The organism is Rhodococcus sp. NPDC056960 (assembly GCF_042674125.1).
Taxonomy (GTDB): Bacteria; Actinomycetota; Actinomycetes; order Mycobacteriales; family Mycobacteriaceae; genus Rhodococcus_F.
Genome location: NZ_JBHURF010000002.1, coordinates 22,460 through 37,019, shown reverse-complemented (window position 1 = coordinate 37,019; position 14,560 = coordinate 22,460). Strand labels below are relative to the sequence as shown.

At 64.9% G+C, this 14,560-nt stretch carries 22 protein-coding genes; 14 read left to right on the top strand and 8 right to left on the bottom strand.

The annotated features are described in order from the left end of the window. Window positions 1–77: 77 nt before the first annotated feature. The 10 genes from ACFTWF_RS03205 (at window position 78) to ACFTWF_RS03160 (ending at window position 4,113) form a co-directional block, all read left to right on the top strand. A complete protein-coding gene (locus ACFTWF_RS03205; RefSeq protein WP_378459837.1) occupies window positions 78–377 on the top strand; it encodes a hypothetical protein in 300 nt (99 codons plus the stop codon). Further along, on the top strand, window positions 374–652 hold the full coding sequence (locus tag ACFTWF_RS03200; protein ID WP_378459836.1) for a hypothetical protein: 279 nt from the start codon (window positions 374–376) through the stop codon (window positions 650–652). The genes ACFTWF_RS03205 and ACFTWF_RS03200 overlap by 4 nt, the downstream gene beginning before the upstream one ends. Beyond that, entirely contained in the window at window positions 649–996 is a 348-nt protein-coding gene (locus ACFTWF_RS03195) for a WhiB family transcriptional regulator (RefSeq protein WP_378459835.1), read from the top strand. Before ACFTWF_RS03200 ends, ACFTWF_RS03195 begins: the two co-directional genes overlap by 4 nt. Continuing rightward, window positions 993–1,442 carry a hypothetical protein gene (locus tag ACFTWF_RS03190; RefSeq protein WP_378459834.1) on the top strand — a complete coding sequence of 150 codons (450 nt, stop codon included), beginning with the start codon at window positions 993–995 and terminating at the stop codon, window positions 1,440–1,442. Before ACFTWF_RS03195 ends, ACFTWF_RS03190 begins: the two co-directional genes overlap by 4 nt. Next, the gene (locus ACFTWF_RS03185; RefSeq protein WP_378459833.1) at window positions 1,439–1,816 is read left to right on the top strand and encodes a hypothetical protein; all 378 of its coding nucleotides are present in this window, start codon (window positions 1,439–1,441) and stop codon (window positions 1,814–1,816) included. Before ACFTWF_RS03190 ends, ACFTWF_RS03185 begins: the two co-directional genes overlap by 4 nt. Continuing rightward, window positions 1,813–2,445, top strand: coding sequence for a DUF2637 domain-containing protein (locus ACFTWF_RS03180; protein ID WP_378459832.1), 633 nt, complete (start codon window positions 1,813–1,815; stop codon window positions 2,443–2,445). The genes ACFTWF_RS03185 and ACFTWF_RS03180 overlap by 4 nt, the downstream gene beginning before the upstream one ends. A gap of 14 nt (window positions 2,446–2,459) precedes the next feature. After that, the gene (locus tag ACFTWF_RS03175; RefSeq protein WP_378459831.1) at window positions 2,460–3,062 is read left to right on the top strand and encodes a hypothetical protein; all 603 of its coding nucleotides are present in this window, start codon (window positions 2,460–2,462) and stop codon (window positions 3,060–3,062) included. Next, the gene (locus ACFTWF_RS03170; RefSeq protein WP_378459830.1) at window positions 3,062–3,370 is read left to right on the top strand and encodes a hypothetical protein; all 309 of its coding nucleotides are present in this window, start codon (window positions 3,062–3,064) and stop codon (window positions 3,368–3,370) included. Before ACFTWF_RS03175 ends, ACFTWF_RS03170 begins: the two co-directional genes overlap by 1 nt. A gap of 147 nt (window positions 3,371–3,517) precedes the next feature. Further along, on the top strand, window positions 3,518–3,958 hold the full coding sequence (locus ACFTWF_RS03165; RefSeq protein WP_378459829.1) for a hypothetical protein: 441 nt from the start codon (window positions 3,518–3,520) through the stop codon (window positions 3,956–3,958). Continuing rightward, window positions 3,955–4,113: a hypothetical protein gene (locus tag ACFTWF_RS03160; RefSeq protein WP_378459828.1), complete on the top strand. Its 159-nt coding sequence runs from the start codon at window positions 3,955–3,957 to the stop codon at window positions 4,111–4,113. Before ACFTWF_RS03165 ends, ACFTWF_RS03160 begins: the two co-directional genes overlap by 4 nt. Window positions 4,114–4,170: 57 nt before the next feature. On the opposite strand, the gene ACFTWF_RS03155 is transcribed toward ACFTWF_RS03160, so the two are convergent. Further along, a complete protein-coding gene (locus ACFTWF_RS03155) occupies window positions 4,171–4,383 on the bottom strand; it encodes a hypothetical protein (protein ID WP_378459827.1) in 213 nt (70 codons plus the stop codon). A gap of 210 nt (window positions 4,384–4,593) precedes the next feature. Between ACFTWF_RS03155 and ACFTWF_RS03150 the strand changes: the two genes are divergently transcribed. Further along, window positions 4,594–5,163: a recombinase family protein gene (locus tag ACFTWF_RS03150; protein ID WP_378459826.1), complete on the top strand. Its 570-nt coding sequence runs from the start codon at window positions 4,594–4,596 to the stop codon at window positions 5,161–5,163. Between the two features lie 77 nt (window positions 5,164–5,240). On the opposite strand, the gene ACFTWF_RS03145 is transcribed toward ACFTWF_RS03150, so the two are convergent. Beyond that, window positions 5,241–5,531: a hypothetical protein gene (locus tag ACFTWF_RS03145; RefSeq protein ID WP_378459825.1), complete on the bottom strand. Its 291-nt coding sequence runs from the start codon at window positions 5,529–5,531 to the stop codon at window positions 5,241–5,243. Window positions 5,532–5,700: 169 nt separating this feature from the next. Here ACFTWF_RS03145 and ACFTWF_RS03140 point away from each other — a divergent pair, with 169 nt between their 5' ends. Both ACFTWF_RS03140 and ACFTWF_RS03135 read left to right on the top strand, forming a co-directional pair. Continuing rightward, window positions 5,701–10,956 (top strand): transglycosylase SLT domain-containing protein, encoded by a 5,256-nt coding sequence (locus ACFTWF_RS03140; RefSeq protein ID WP_378459824.1) that lies wholly within the window; start codon window positions 5,701–5,703, stop codon window positions 10,954–10,956. A gap of 92 nt (window positions 10,957–11,048) precedes the next feature. After that, window positions 11,049–11,252, top strand: coding sequence for a helix-turn-helix domain-containing protein (locus ACFTWF_RS03135; protein WP_378459823.1), 204 nt, complete (start codon window positions 11,049–11,051; stop codon window positions 11,250–11,252). Window positions 11,253–11,279: 27 nt separating this feature from the next. Here ACFTWF_RS03135 and ACFTWF_RS03130 read toward each other — a convergent pair whose 3' ends face one another. The 6 genes from ACFTWF_RS03130 to ACFTWF_RS03105 all read right to left on the bottom strand — a co-directional run bounded on the left by ACFTWF_RS03130 (window position 11,280) and on the right by ACFTWF_RS03105 (window position 12,781). Then, window positions 11,280–11,606, bottom strand: a complete 327-nt coding sequence (locus tag ACFTWF_RS03130) for a DUF2510 domain-containing protein (RefSeq protein ID WP_378459822.1) — start codon at window positions 11,604–11,606, stop codon at window positions 11,280–11,282. Between the two features lie 92 nt (window positions 11,607–11,698). Further along, complete coding sequence (locus ACFTWF_RS03125; protein ID WP_378459821.1) at window positions 11,699–12,004, bottom strand: helix-turn-helix domain-containing protein; 306 nt, start codon at window positions 12,002–12,004, stop codon at window positions 11,699–11,701. Between the two features lie 106 nt (window positions 12,005–12,110). Beyond that, window positions 12,111–12,302, bottom strand: coding sequence for a helix-turn-helix domain-containing protein (locus tag ACFTWF_RS03120; protein ID WP_378459820.1), 192 nt, complete (start codon window positions 12,300–12,302; stop codon window positions 12,111–12,113). Further along, window positions 12,283–12,465, bottom strand: coding sequence for a hypothetical protein (locus tag ACFTWF_RS03115; protein WP_378459819.1), 183 nt, complete (start codon window positions 12,463–12,465; stop codon window positions 12,283–12,285). The genes ACFTWF_RS03120 and ACFTWF_RS03115 overlap by 20 nt, the downstream gene beginning before the upstream one ends. Then, complete coding sequence (locus ACFTWF_RS03110) at window positions 12,462–12,638, bottom strand: hypothetical protein (RefSeq protein WP_378459818.1); 177 nt, start codon at window positions 12,636–12,638, stop codon at window positions 12,462–12,464. The genes ACFTWF_RS03115 and ACFTWF_RS03110 overlap by 4 nt, the downstream gene beginning before the upstream one ends. Then, the gene (locus ACFTWF_RS03105; protein ID WP_378459817.1) at window positions 12,635–12,781 is read right to left on the bottom strand and encodes a hypothetical protein; all 147 of its coding nucleotides are present in this window, start codon (window positions 12,779–12,781) and stop codon (window positions 12,635–12,637) included. Before ACFTWF_RS03105 ends, ACFTWF_RS03110 begins: the two co-directional genes overlap by 4 nt. 674 nt (window positions 12,782–13,455) lie before the next feature. Here ACFTWF_RS03105 and rhuM point away from each other — a divergent pair. Next, window positions 13,456–14,487 (top strand): RhuM family protein, encoded by a 1,032-nt coding sequence (rhuM, locus tag ACFTWF_RS03100; protein ID WP_378459816.1) that lies wholly within the window; start codon window positions 13,456–13,458, stop codon window positions 14,485–14,487. Window positions 14,488–14,560: the final 73 nt, after the last annotated feature.

Here is a 14,560-nt window from a genome sequence, read left to right as displayed (position 1 = left end):
CAGCCGAGATCTGCCCCGAAACGGAGGCTTCGAGACCTCCGGATGAGTCCCAGCGCTTCCTCCGAAGGGAGATCGAAATGAGTCCCGTTGAACCCGCCGTCGTCGAACTCCTCGCCCACGCAGATGGAAACAGGGAGGAGCTCTCTTATGCTCTCGTCGCCTGTAGCCACCTATCGGCTCTGCTGGTGCATATCGCCGGCCGCGATGTCGATGGTGTCCGCACGATCCTCCAAGAATCGGCGAACACCCCCGACGGACTAGAGCGCCTCGCACACGGACTTGTCGCGGCGTCGAGCGCCGCCGATGTCATCGTCCCCGACCCAGACGAGATGCGAGAACTCGCCGTCCTATTCGCCAGATGGGAGACCCAGCTGTGACTGACCATGAGTCCACCGCGGCGGGGACGCTCGCCGAGCTTCCCGCCTGGGCGCGCGGCCTAATCCACGACCTCGTTCGCAGGGACGTCGTATCTACCGACTACCTGTGCGCGGTGCGAAACGCCATCCAAACCGGTGACACCGCTCGCGCCCAGGACCTCGCGAACTATGTCACCGGAGCCGAGCCGAATTGGGTGACATACGACGAAGATGCGGAAGTTGATCGGCGACTCACTCACGTCGTCGCACATGCGATCCAGCGAGCGGCGTCATGAGCCACCACCAACGCACCCGCCAGGTGACGCCGTGGAAGGCAGGTTCGCCGCCGAAGTCGCCGCAGCTGATCGTCGGGCTCGTCGACGCGCGTCTCGAGGGTGCGGCCTGCCGGGGCCGCGCCCCACTATTCGACGACCGGGTCGACGGCGAGACCGACCAGGACCGCATCCTCCGACATCGCTACGCCGTCAATATCTGCTCACACTGCCCCGTCATCAGGGCCTGCCAGGCAGCAGCCGACGACCACCACTCCGAAGGCATCTGGTCCGGACGACGACAACTCATCTACCCGAACAAATCCAACCGCAGCAGACAGCACCCAAAGGAGACCAAGTCAGCATGACTATCCCGAACCACACCGCAGCCGACGCACTCGCACAGATCGCCGTCCTCGTGAAGACGCGCATCGAGTACGCCGTCGATCAAATCGGAGGGAACATTCCGTCGATCAACGATGGCAACGCCGACCAGCTGTACGACAGCAATAGCGTGGTCCTCGACGACCTGGACGGGCTGGTGAAGCGGGTCATCGAACTCGCTGCACCGCATTGCTCGGGCACGCACTACACCGATGGCCGCGCAATCCAGAGCCGCGCGGAACTCCCCGACGGCGGCGTCTTCACACACCTGTGGCCGGCCGACCCGACCGCCGCCAAACCTCACAAGGTCGAGGTGCAAACCGACACCGGACAAGCCGTCGTCATCATCACCCCACCGTCCAGCGTGACCGTCGAACACGGCCGCACCCTTCAGGTCGCACGTGAAGCTGAGAAGGGCGCACACCGATGAAAGACCCAGATGGCAACGAACTACCCGACCGGATCTACCTGCATGAGGGCGGAGTTCCCGTCGGCTCGGTGAACGTGCCCGACTTCAACTCCGCCGCAGTCCGCCTCGTGTTCAACCTCGCCGCCAATAGCAGCGACAACGACGAACTCTCGCGAATTCTTGAGGCGTCCGCCGCCGAGGTTCCGCCCGACGTCGCCGCCGACTTCTTCAGCGCGGCTCTCGGCATGATGACCACCACGATCGTCGAGCTGATCCTGAAGGAACTCGACCGCGTGGACCCAGGCAACGATGTGCGTCTCCGCCTACTCGGCCATGCCACTGATGCGAACGTCCGTATGCATCAGGACCCACGCAGCCCGGGAGAGACGTCATGATCGGCCGCCGCATCACCCCAGCCACGGTCGCGGTGGCAGGCACCGCCGGAATCGGCCTCGCAGCTTTCTGGCTGTCATTCGCAGCCCTCACCGACCTCGCACACCGATCCGGAATCACAGTCCCTTGGCTGGGGCCGCTCATCGTCGACGGACTAATCCTGACCGCGACTGTCGCGGTGGTCGCGCACTCCGGTGGCTACGCCTGGACTCTCCTCGCAGTCGGCGCCGCAATGAGCCTCGCAGGCAACATGCTCCACGCCGCCCTACCCGAGGGACCCCTCCCGGTGTGGCTGCGCGCCGCAGTCGCAGCGATCCCGCCACTCGCACTCGTCGCAGTCACCCACCTCGCAGTGCACCTACGCCGCCACACCAGTGCAACAACCGTGCAATTGCTCCCACCGCAGGAAGACCCGATCGGATCAGACGATGCTGTGCCCACTGGGGAACACGCCAGCGATCCCTCGCCCGCCGACGAGCCGGCGCCTGTCGCACCACCGGACGCAAAAGCACGCGGACTCGCACTGCTCGCCGCCGCCGCCCACCCCAAGGACGTCGCCGACCAACTCGGCGTGAACGTCAGCACGGTCTACCGCTGGGCGAAAGCCGCCCAGCCCGCCACAACACCCTGAGAGGGCTGCATCCGATGTTCAAGACCAAGACCCCCAGCAGCACCGCCACCACCAAGGAGAACAGCATGAATACCCCCAACCGCAACATCATCCCCGGCGTCGGACCTCGCATCGACGCCGGCCGCGGATGGCTCAGTTTCGAGTTCTACCCCGACGACATCGCCAACCAAATCGACGAGATCCGCACCACCGACATCGAACGCCTCAAGGAAATCGGTGTGCCCACCACCGCGGCATTCGAACGACCCACGCACAAAGTCGAGCGCCAACTCCTCAGCCACATTGGGTTCCACGGCCTGCCCCGCGACCTCGCCACCCTCGTCACGGGGGAGCGCCGTCCATTCACCTCAGGTGGAATGACCACCACGGTCGTGCACATCAGCTACCGGTGGCCGGCCCTCGAGGACATCGGCGTCGAGGAAGCGCCCTACCTGCCACCCACCGACATCTCCGGGCACATCACCAAGACGCAAGCAGTTCAGCTCGTGTCACGGGTACACAGGGAGGCCGCATTCAACGCACTCAAAGCCTTCGACGACGACAATCTCGCCACCGCACGATCGTGGCTCGACGCCCTCGTCGCGCACACCGAATCGCCCTGCAGGGGCGGTATGTGATGACGACACCAGGCAACGACGGTTCCCGTCGCGAACACCAGGCCGAGGCGAAAGCCCTTGCCTACGATCTCGCGGCGTGCAACGGCGACCACGACAAGATCGACGCCGTACTCCTTCGCTACGAAGAATCCGCAGAGCAGGGCAGCCACGGCCAACTGGTGTACCTGCTCCACCGGGCCCTCCGCGACCTGACCACCGACGTCGTCGAGCCCCTCCTTCAAGCCGTCGACGCAGCATCTCCCGACAGTCACATCCGCAATCAGTTCGCTGAGATGGCGACGACCGCCCGAGCGCAACTCCCGAAGTAGCGGCCCAGCTACACCGGCGCACCACACGACCTCACCGTTGTGTGGTGCGCCGCACGCATTCCCGGGCAACCCGAAACACCAACTCGCAGTGGATACACTCAACAGTGCCCACAGATCGGGTGAGCAAAGACGGACGAAGGAGGGGATATGAGCACCAGCAAGAGGAATATCGACCGCCGCCTCCGCGCCCTCGAAGCCCTCCGCCTCCGAAACGAGACCGACCTGTCGTGGGCAGAGATCGCCAGCCAGACCGGCTACGCGACACCGCAGTCGGCGCAACGTGGTGTCGCTCGCGCTCTCAACCGTGTTGAGACGAAGACCGTCAACGAACATCGGGATGCTCTCGACGCCCAGCTTGCCTGGCTGTGGGACGAGACCGCGGAGAAGCTGATCGCCGCGGACAAGGGGTCGATGAGCTATGCCACCCTCGTCGGCTCGGCTGTCCGGATCATTGATCGTCGCGCCAAGCTGTTCGGTCTCGACGGGCCGACACGGGTCGAGGCATCGGTATCGGTGAAGTCCGAATTGGATGTGGAGATCGAGCATCTCGTCGACCATCTCAAGAGACAGCCAGAGGAGTCACGATGAGCGCTGACACGCAGGATCGGCTCGAAGCCGCGGACAAGCTCGACGAGGTCCGAGAGGGCTTGGACCTCACGCGCGAGCAGGCGGCGTACCTCGAAGGTGCTGCGGCAGCGCTGCGAGCCCTGGAGGCAGAGGGCAACGTCGGCGCCAGCCACTAGCCTGGACAAGAGAAAGGCCCGAGCTGTCAGGTCCGGCTCGGGCCTTTCTCTGTCGCGTCACAGGAACGGCGCCCGCTGCCGACCGCATGCCGGCGCCGCCGCGGTGGCCGCGCGCATGACGACATACGCTTCGAGCAGTTCGGTCGTCGCAGTCACCCATCTCTTCCGGGCTTCCAGCATCTCGCGCTCAGCGACAGCGTGGTGGGCCAGGATGAGATCGAACTTCGCCACAGCGACCACGATCGGGTCGCACGAATCGTTGGATTCCATGAGCACGCTCCTCAGTGCGACAATCAGTGCCCCGGGTATAACCCGCCCGGTCGTGGCTGATCCGCTGTCTCACATGTGTTCAGAGTGAGACACCGGCTGAGACCGGTTGGGTGAGGGGAGTGCCCGCAGGTGGGGGTGTCTCACATGTTTGTCTCAGAAAGAAGTGTCTCAGTATTGCGTCCATCGAATTTATGAGACACAATCAGAGGCATGACAACGGCGACCGGGACGAAGATCGGCTACACCCGCGTATCGACAGTGGCGCAGACCCTGGAACAGCAGCAGACCGCGCTCGATGCCGCCGGCGTCACCAAGACCTTCAGCGACATCATGTCCGGCGCACGCGACGACCGCCCGGGACTTGCCGCCCTCCTCGAGTACGTCCGCGAGGGCGACACAGTTGTCGTCTGGAAACTCGACCGCCTCGGCCGAGACACCCTGCACATCCTCGAAACCGTGAAGGCGCTCACCGAGCGCGGCATCACCCTCGTCTCCACGAGCGACGGAATCGACTCCTCGACCGCTGCCGGCCGGATGGTGATCGGCGTCCTCGCATCGATGGCCGAGTTCGAACGTGAGCTGATCAAGGAGCGCACCGCCCTCAAGCGTGAGGCCGCGAAGGCGAACGGCACCAAGTTCGGCGCGCCCCGCAAGGTCGACGACCCGGAGCACATCGCGACCGCCCGCCGGATGAAAGAAGACGGGCACACCGGCAAGGCCATCGCCAAGTACCTCGGCGTATCCCGGGCCACCCTGTACCGATACCTCGCCGACGCCTGATCTCGCCGCTGAACGACTCTCCGCGTCCAAAGGCGGAGAGAGGCGCGCGGCCGGGGGAGTTCCCGCAGGCCCTTCACTCAGGAGGGTTCGACCGTTTCGTTGTCGCCCACACTGACATCGCGCCCCGGCACCCGGACTGTCGAATCCTGGGCGTACCCCGGCTTGCCGATGTTGAAGTTGTAGTACTGGGCGGGGTTCTCGACCACCCGCGTCAGCAGCTCGGCCAGGGCACGTGCTTCCTCGAGTTCGATGATCAGGTCGACACCCGGGCCGCAGGTGAAGATTCGGACCCCGACCCCTTCGTGCGAGTGCGGGTGCACGTGGATGCGAAGCGGTTCGGAAATGTTGGTGTTGGTCTGTGCCCACATGTGCGTGTCCGTTCGTCGCCGGATGGGGTGATGACTGTATCGCCCCGGGCCGACTGCAGGGGATGTCCACGACCACGGACACCCAGGTCCCGAGTATTCTGAGACACGTTAGAGCTGCTGGCTTTGGGCCGAGCCAACCACGAGATTTCATGTCGCGGAGGCCCACCCAGTGACCGCTCCCTACGCATCAGCTGTTGTCGAAGCACGACTCGACTGGGGCAATATCGACTCCGAGTTCGAGGCGCGTGTGCGGGCCGCTGTCGAGAAGGCATCGAAGGCAGCGCAGAAGAACCTCGACAAGATCAAGCTCGCCGCGAAGGTCAGCCTGAACCCGAAGATCGCCGAGTTCCGGACTGAGACGCAGGAGAAGCTCGACAAGGTCAACCTCCGGGCGAACGTCAAACTGAAGGCCGACACCTCCGAGCTCGCCGCCAAGGTCGCAGGGATGAAGTCGTCGCTGCCGAAGGTGGAGGTGTCGCTCAAACCGAAGGTCTCGGACAGCGACTTCACGAAGTTCGTCACCGACCTGCGGACTCGGCTGGTGGCGGCGAACGTCGAGGTGCCAGTCACCCTCACACTCAACGACGCTGGGTATCAGGCGCGGCTGCGGGCGCTCACTGCGTCGCCGGTGAACCAGCGGGTCAACATCATCGCGAATGGTGACTCCACACGGCGCACCATCGAAGGATTGAGCGGCGGACCGGTCCGCCGGATCCGGATGCAGATCGACCTGGACCGGGCATCGGTGGCCCGCGCGCAGGCGGAAGTTACCGCGGTCGAGGGCCGACTGACGGAGGCTCGGCGCCGGCAGACCGACGCGACCGGCCGCGTTTCGCAGGCGGAGGCCCGCCTCGCGGAGGTCCGGGCCCGTGTCACGTCCACCGCGTCTCAGACGTTGGCGGCGCAGAACGCTCTCTCACGCGCCCAGCACGGCGCCGCGGACGCTTCGTCGCGGCTCACGTCGCTGATCGGGGACCAGGCCGACGCGCACCGCCGTTTGCGGCGCGCGCAGGAAGACCAGAACTCGATGGGCCGCCTCGCGCGGGCCGGGCTCGGTGGCGTCGCCGAAGCGGTCGGCGACCTCGGGCGCAACGTCGCCGGGATGATCAACCCCGCCGGCCTGGCGCGCACCGCACTGATGGCCCTGGCAGCGGTGTCCCTGGTGCCGCTGCTCGGGCAGCTGACGCAGGCTGCCGGTGTGCTGGCGTTGCTGCCCGCGATGGGTGCGGCGGCAGCTGCTGGTCTGGCGACGATGATCATCGGCTCGACCGGTGTGTTCGACGCATTCTCGAAGGGCTCGAAGGCTGCCGATGCTGCCGCGGCCGCCTCTGCGCAGGGATCTCGCCAGGCGGAGGAGGACGCGAAGAAGCGCGCGTCCGCGGCCCGGCAGGTGGCGTCCGCGCAACGTGGCGTCGAGAACGCAGTCGACGGTGTGAACCGCGCCGAGCGTGGCGTGACGACGGCCCTGCGGAACGCGCAGAAGGCGCAGGAGGCGGTGAACCGCGCCCGGGAGGACGCGAAGGACACCATCGACGATCTGAACTTCGCCCTGAAGGGCACAGCGATCGACGAGCGCGACGCCGCGTTGGCGCTCGCCCGCGCCCGGGAGCAGTACGACCAGACGTTCACCGACCCCGGGGCGTCCGCGCTGGACCGCGCTGAGGCATCGCTGAACATCGACAAGGCCCTGCGCCGGCAGGAAGAGGTCGGCCGCCAGAACACGAAGATCGCGAAGGACGCGGCGGAGGCCAATAAGAAGGGCATCGAGGGGTCCGATCAGGTCGTCGCGGCGAAGGAAGCTGTCGCCGACGCAGACCAGGGGATTGTCGACGCGAACAAGGCTGTCATCGACGCGCAGGAGCAGCTCGCCGACGCGCAGCAGAATCTCATCGACGCCCAGGAGGCGGCAGCCGAGGCGACGTCGGACAACACGAAGGAGCTCGACGACTACGCCCTGGCGCTCGCGAACCTGTCGCCGAACGCCGCGGACTTCGTGACGAAGGTCCGTGGACTCAGCGAGGAATGGAAGGCCCTGCGCACCGAGGTGCAGGACGACCTGTTCGATGGCCTCGGCGATGGTGTGGTCGAACTCGCCAAGGTCTACCTCCCGATCCTCCGTACCGGGTTCTCGGGGATCGCGACCGAGATCAACGGCGGGATCTCGCGGTTCTTCACCGACCTGAAAACCGAACACGCGCAGGGCAACTTCAAGAAGATCTTCGAGAACGCTCAGCTCGCCATCGGTCCGCTGATGGACGGGCTGTCGTCGCTGTCGGGTGCGCTCGGCAACATCGCTGCGATCGGCTCCGACTTCCTGCCTGGGCTGACGGGTGACTTCGCCAGCCTGATGCAGCGGTTCGAGACCTGGACCTCCTCGGAGGAGGGCCAGAACAAGATCCGCGAATTCCTGCGGGAGTCGATGGAGGCGTTCGGCCAGATCAAGGACCTTTTCCTGGCCATCGGGAACGTGATCGGCGGGTTGTTCGCGACCTCGGAGAAGAACGGCAAGTCGATGATCCAGTCGATGACGGACGGGCTGAACAAGTTCGCCGAGTGGATGCGAAGCCCCGAGGGCATCGAGCGAATGAGCCAGTTCTGGAGCGACGCCCAGCAGACCGCGAAGGATCTGCTCACCCTCGTTGGTCAGGCGATCACTCTGGCAGACAAGGTCAGCACGCTCACGGGTAACAACTTCGGCCTGACGACCCCGAAGGGCGACGCTGCGCCGGACCCGATCCTCGATCCGCAGGGCAATGACGGCGGAAGCACGGGGTACGGGACCAAGGACCCGGATTCTCAGCCGTACAGCAACAGCGCTGGCTTCGTCGACGTCCCGATGCTGCCCGGCGGGTTCGATGACAGCCCGGCGGGCTCGATTGTTGTCGACGCCTTCGGTGGACGGGACAGCTGGGAACGGTTCATCGACGGATTCACCGAGGGTGGCTACGACAAGAAGCTCGGCATGCTGCAGAGCTTCGGGATCTTCGCGCAGAAGATGGTCCCCGGTCTTACGCAGGCAAAGGCGCTCGGCGGGGAATTGGTCACCGCCCTTGGCGATGTCGCTGGTAAGGCAGTGGAACTCGGCGGCGTCTTCCTTGACGAGATCCAGACCAAAGCCGGGAACGCGTGGAATTCGCTGAGCGACAAAGTCTCGAGCACGTGGACGACGAACATCTCGCCCGCAATCGAAGCGTTCAAGCGCGATGGGCTCACCGGGCTCGCGAACCACTTCACGTCGACGATCACGAACGGTGCGGTCCTCAGCTGGAACGACCTGCCGTCCGCGATCGGATCCGGCATCGCATCGATCGTCGACCAGCACTTCCCCGGATTCCGGGATGCCCTCTCTGGCATGCGGGAATTCTTCGGCGGCGTTGTCGACGGCATTTCTGCGAAGTGGGCCGAGCTGAAGGCGACGACGGCCGAGCCGATCAATTTCATCATCGACCACGTCATTAACGGCGCGCTCAAGACCGCCTGGAACGGACTGGCGAAAATCCTTCCCGGACTTGAGCAGTGGGAAGGCGTAGCTCGAATCGAGAGCCCAGATGCCGGAAAGGCTGAGGGATTTGGGAAGCCGCTCGCGGGCATGTACACCGGTGGCATCATCCCTGGCTACACGCCTGGTCGCGACCCGTACACCATCGGTGTTTCTGGTGGCGAGGCTGTCATGCGTCCGGAGTGGACCCGAGCGATGGGCCCCGACTACGTCAACTCGATGAATCAGATCGCCCGCACCCAGGGCATTGCCGGTGTCCAGCGCCATGCGGGCTACTTCTCGAACGGCGGCATCGTCGACAACCTGCAGTCGATCATGGCGGAGAAGTATCCGATGCTGCAGATGACGTCCGGCCTGCGCTACACCGACAACGGGCTCCACTCGAAGGGGATGGCGGCGGACTTCTCCAATGCCGGGATCGAGGGATCGCCGGAGATGAAGTCCGCGTCGCAGTGGTGGTACGAGAACTTCGGACCGGACCTGTTGCAGCTGATCCACATGCCGTTCAATAACAACGTCCTGAACGGTCAGAACGTCGGCGACGGCATGGGGTCACCCGGCTACGGCGAAGCGACGATGCTTGAGCACCGTCACCACCTGCACGTCGGCACCGACAAGATCCTGAACGGCGACGGCACATCGTCACCGGCGGAACCCGGATTCCTCGACCGTGTGAAGAACATGGTCGGCGACGCGGTGGGCGCCGGCAGAAACGCAATCGCCAGCCAGGCGCGCGGGATCATCGCTGCCCCGTTCGACGCAGTGAAGTCGGCGATGCCTGACTTCGGTCCATCGATGCTCGCTCAGATTCCGGGGATGATGATCGATCGCATTCGGGACGCGGTCACCCAGAAGGCGCTCGGGTTCATCGGTGCCGGTGGTTCGAGCGCAGACGCTGGCAACACGCCGTGGGATCTCGGTGCGGGCGTGGAGCAGTGGCGCGGCAAGGTCATCGCCGCGTTGCAGCGCGAAGGATTCGACGCCGGTATCCGCAACCAGAACCTGATGCTCGCGCAGATCATGTCGGAGTCGAGCGGCAACCCGAACGCGATCCAGCAGGTGCAGGACGTGAACTCAGGCGGCAACGAAGCTGTAGGTCTGCTGCAGGTCATTCCGGGCACGTTCGCGACGCACCGGAACCCCGCGCTGCCGAACGACCGCACCAACCCGGACGCCTCGATGTCTGCGGCGCTGCGCTACTACCGTTCGAAGTACGGCGATGACCTCGGCACGATGTGGGGCCAGGGCCATGGGTACGACCTCGGTGGACTGGCCAACGGTATTGGTCTCATGCCGAAGAAGATCCTCACGCCGGAGCGGGTTCTGTCCCCGGAGATGACCGCGGACTTCGAGCGCCTCGTGAAGGTGCTCGAGCGCCCGGACTTCATCGAGGTCCTCCGCAGCCTCGACAAGGCGGCCAGCGACGCCAGCTCCGTCACGACCGCGGCGACGAACGCGGCGAACAGCATGCCGACGGTGACACCGGCGCCGGCGGTGGCGGGTGCGGCCGCGGCGACGGGCCCGGCCGGGCCGCCGCCGATGGTCGCGTTCAACCCGAACAACAAGAGCTACGACCCGTCGTTCTACGGCGATACCGTCGCCCTCGGCGGGGTCGAGGGCGCGAACGCGTGGCTCGCGCGGCAGGACTTCGCGCCCGCCGGCCGAACATGGCTGACGGGCGCGCTGAAGGAGATCGGTGGCGAGTTCGCCGAACCGGTCGGCCTGCAGAGCGCATGGGGCGGCCTGGTCGACCGGGGCGCATCCGATGCCATGAAGTTCGCGAACGGTCAGGACGGGCAGGGAACCACGGTCATCAACAACACCTTCAACGGCTACCAGGGGACACCCCAGCAGATGATCGCCGAGTGGGAGCGCTCCCAGCAGCAGCGGATGGCGCCGGTCACCGGCACGTACAGAAACGGATAGCCACCGTCATCGTCAGCGGTGGGGTCGTGCCGGTCGGAATCGCGCACGGGCCCCGCCGACCCCTCGTTGCGGGTTCCAGTTAGATTTCGAGCGTGGCAGCCCTATACGTCTCGGTGAAGCAGCTCGCGGAGCGGTGGGACTGCAACGAAATGGCCGTCTACCGGCTGGTGCAGTCCGAGAAGCTGCCGGCACTCCGGATCGGCCAGGCCATCCGGATCCCGATCGCCGCCGTCGAGCAGTACGAGGCTGAGAACACCACAGGGACAGGCAAACCACGGCGCCCGTCCGAGGGGTAGAGACTCGTCGGCAGTGCCCGCCTTGCGTCAGCCGTGGTTCGGCCGCGTGTACGGGGTCCATTGGCTGCCGTCGAACCAGCGGAGCTGGCTCGAATCGTGCTGGTCTGGGTACCAGCCCGCTCCGCCCTGAGACATATTGACGACCTGGACGGGCGTCGGGCGTTTGTCGCCAACACGGACCAGCCCACGGATCACGAGCACAACGACTGCGCCGATCGCGAGGACGAACGCGTAGAAGCCCATCTCAAAACCAGTCACACCCGAACCCACTCCGGATGCCAGGAGAATGACCACAGCGACGGCACCGAGGACCCAGAGGATCTGCCGCATCCGTCTGCCCTGCTCGTCGCTCATCGACTGTCGGTCTGCTCCCATGCACGTATCAAACCAGACAGTCCGAACAGCCGGATGCCTTCCGCTCGACCTGTCACAGAATCTGGCCGGCGCTACCGTTCGCTCGGCAGGGAGTCGAGCCAGGACTTCAGCTCGTCGACGGGGATGAGGACTGATCGGCCGGCGTACCGGCAGGCGAGATGGCCAGCCTTGATCTGGCGGCGGATGTACTCGTCCGACATGCGCACGGCCCGCGCGGCCTCGGCGATGGTGTAGGCCAACCAGGGTGGCTCAGCGGTCTCGTACTGGCCGCCGAGGTGCGTAGCGACGGTTCTGTTCGCCATCGACTCCCGGCGCCGTTCGTGATCCACGCAGTCCCCGACTCGCTGATCGATGCTCGGCGTACTGGCCTCATCCATCGGCGTAACCTACCCCGGGATTTCGCTCTTCGTCGCGAGTTGCGCAGGCGGCAACATCGGCACTCTGTCGCTTCGAACGGCGGGATGCCAGGTCCGTGAACGCCACCTACCGATCACTGGGTAGTGCGTGAAGCCACGACCTCAGTTCGTCGGCCGGAATGAGAACCGAACGGCCCGCATATCGACAAGCCAGGCGACCAGCCCGAATCTCGCGACGAATGAAGACCTCCGACATACATACAGCCTTCGCCGCCTCCGCGATGCTGTAGGCCAGGAGGTCAATCTGCCTCTCGGTCACCGTCGTCCCTCTCCGGCTGTTCCTGTCGGCGCATTTCTTCCCGCGCTGCTCGGCCGAACTCCCGCTTGATGACTGCGAGCTGGTCCTCCGTCAGCGGCTTGCTCCGTGACAGCGTCTCCTCGAGCCATGTCTGCATCGCAGGCGTCCACTCCACCTCGCTCATGTCGCGGACTCGCTGTCAGTCGGGTCGACGTCGGTATCGCCGGGGAGCGCCACCTTGCGGAACTCGGCCTTGACGATGTCCAGCTGGCGGACCGTCGGCTCCGGCATGCGGGATACGACCTCGTCGAGCCACTCCTGCATTTCGCGGGTCCACTCGACCTTGAGTTTGCTCATTGGTGGACCCTGACCGTAGTGGAGATACGGTCAGCCTCCGCGCGCAACGCTGCATTCCTGAACACTGCGACGATCTTCGCGAACACGTCGTCGGGTGCCGGCCCGACCGACTTCACCCACTCGTCGATCTCATCATCAGTCACTGCGGCATCGTTCCATGGAAATCGAGCGCGAGCTGACGGAGCGCACTGCCATGCCTGCTCAGGATCGATCCCTCCGCCCGTGTGGGCGCGACCGTCTGCACTGCAGGACGCGGCCACCGATTGCCCGCCTAGTCCAATCGGTGTGCTCACGCGGCCGGATCCGGCTCACTCCGGGGCCGCGACACGCCGACGATGCGGTCGAGATTGCGGCCATGTTGCTGTGGATGAGGTGGGGGAAAGGTGGGTATGGCTTGGGGATAGTGTGTGGACGGCATGTGGTCGCCTGAGCAGGAACCTACGGCCGGCGACCGGTTTCAGGCCCTGGGCTGCGGGTAGTTTGCCATCGTGGCCTGCGGCTTATGCGGAATCGGCCGGCGGCGATGCGAACAGGCTGGGGATCGCGGCAGTCCACAGGCTTGTCCACAGACATTTCTGCTTGAGTGCGGTGGCGGACGGAGGGCCTAAACTGTTCCTCGGTCGACAACCGGTCGGCCGAGGAAACGCCGAGGCCCTGCCGGAGCGGACTCCAGCAGGGCTCGGGATGTCTTTGGTCGGACGCCTCGATCCTAAGTGATGCGACCCGTCACGTCTCCACTTGGGCCGCATCACGGCTGAGTTCTGTTCTGTCATGCCTCGAACTTTCCATGCAACGAAACACGGAAGGTTCCACACTCATGACAGCAGGCACACCCGCTGAACAGCCCACCGGCGAATTCATCGTCTACCGCACTGACGATGGTCGCGCTGAGGTGCACCTTCGTGCTGTAGACGGCACCGTCTGGCTGACTCAGGCGCAGATTGCCGACCTGTACGACACGTCGCAGCCAAACGTGGCCCAGACCATCAAGCGCGTCCTCGCTGATGGAGAGGTGACTGAGGCAACTTATAACTCAGAGTTATTGGTTCGAATCGAGGGCGGCCGCGAAGTGAGGCGGTCGGTGAAGCATTACAACCTCGACATGGTCCTCGCGGTGGGATACCGCGTGACCACCGCGAGAGCGGTCCAGTTCCGCCAGTGGGCGACCACGGTCCTTCGCGAGTACCTCGTGAAGGGTTTTGCGATGAACGACGAGAAGCTGAAGGACCCCGCGGGCCTCGATTACTTCGATGAGCTTCTCGACCGCATCCGTGACATCCGGGCTTCGGAGAAGCGGTTCTACCAGAAGATTCGTGACCTGATCGCCGATGCCAGTGTCGATTATGACCCGAAGTCGGGGATGGTTCACCGCGCCTTCGCGTCGATCCAGAACAAACTGCTCTTCGCGGTGACGGGAAAGACTGCGGCCGACCTGATTGTCGAGCGATGCGATCCGAGCAAGCCGAACATGGCTCTGACGAGTTGGAAGTCTGAGGTTGTGCGAAAGGCCGACATCACCATCGCGAAGAACTACCTCGCGAAGGAAGAGGTCGACGAACTGAATAGGTTGACCGTGATGCTCCTCGATCACGCCGGGGATCGAGCTCGACGCCGAAAGCCCACCACGATGGCTGACTGGGAGTCGGTCACTGAGCGGTTCCTCGAGTTCAACGATCGGGACGTCCTGACCCACAACGGCCGGCACTCGCGCGTACACATGGAGCAGGTGACGGGCGATCGGTACGACGTGTTCGACAAGCAGCGCAAGCGGGAGGCCGCCGAGCTTGCTGACCGTCAGGACCTCGCGGAGCTGGAGGCAATCCAGGCCGAGGTGGAGCACAGGGCGTAGGTCGGTCGATGTGGGCCCCTGCCGTCGGAAAGGTTGACGGCAGGGACGCGCGGCCCGTGCCCACATTTTGCCC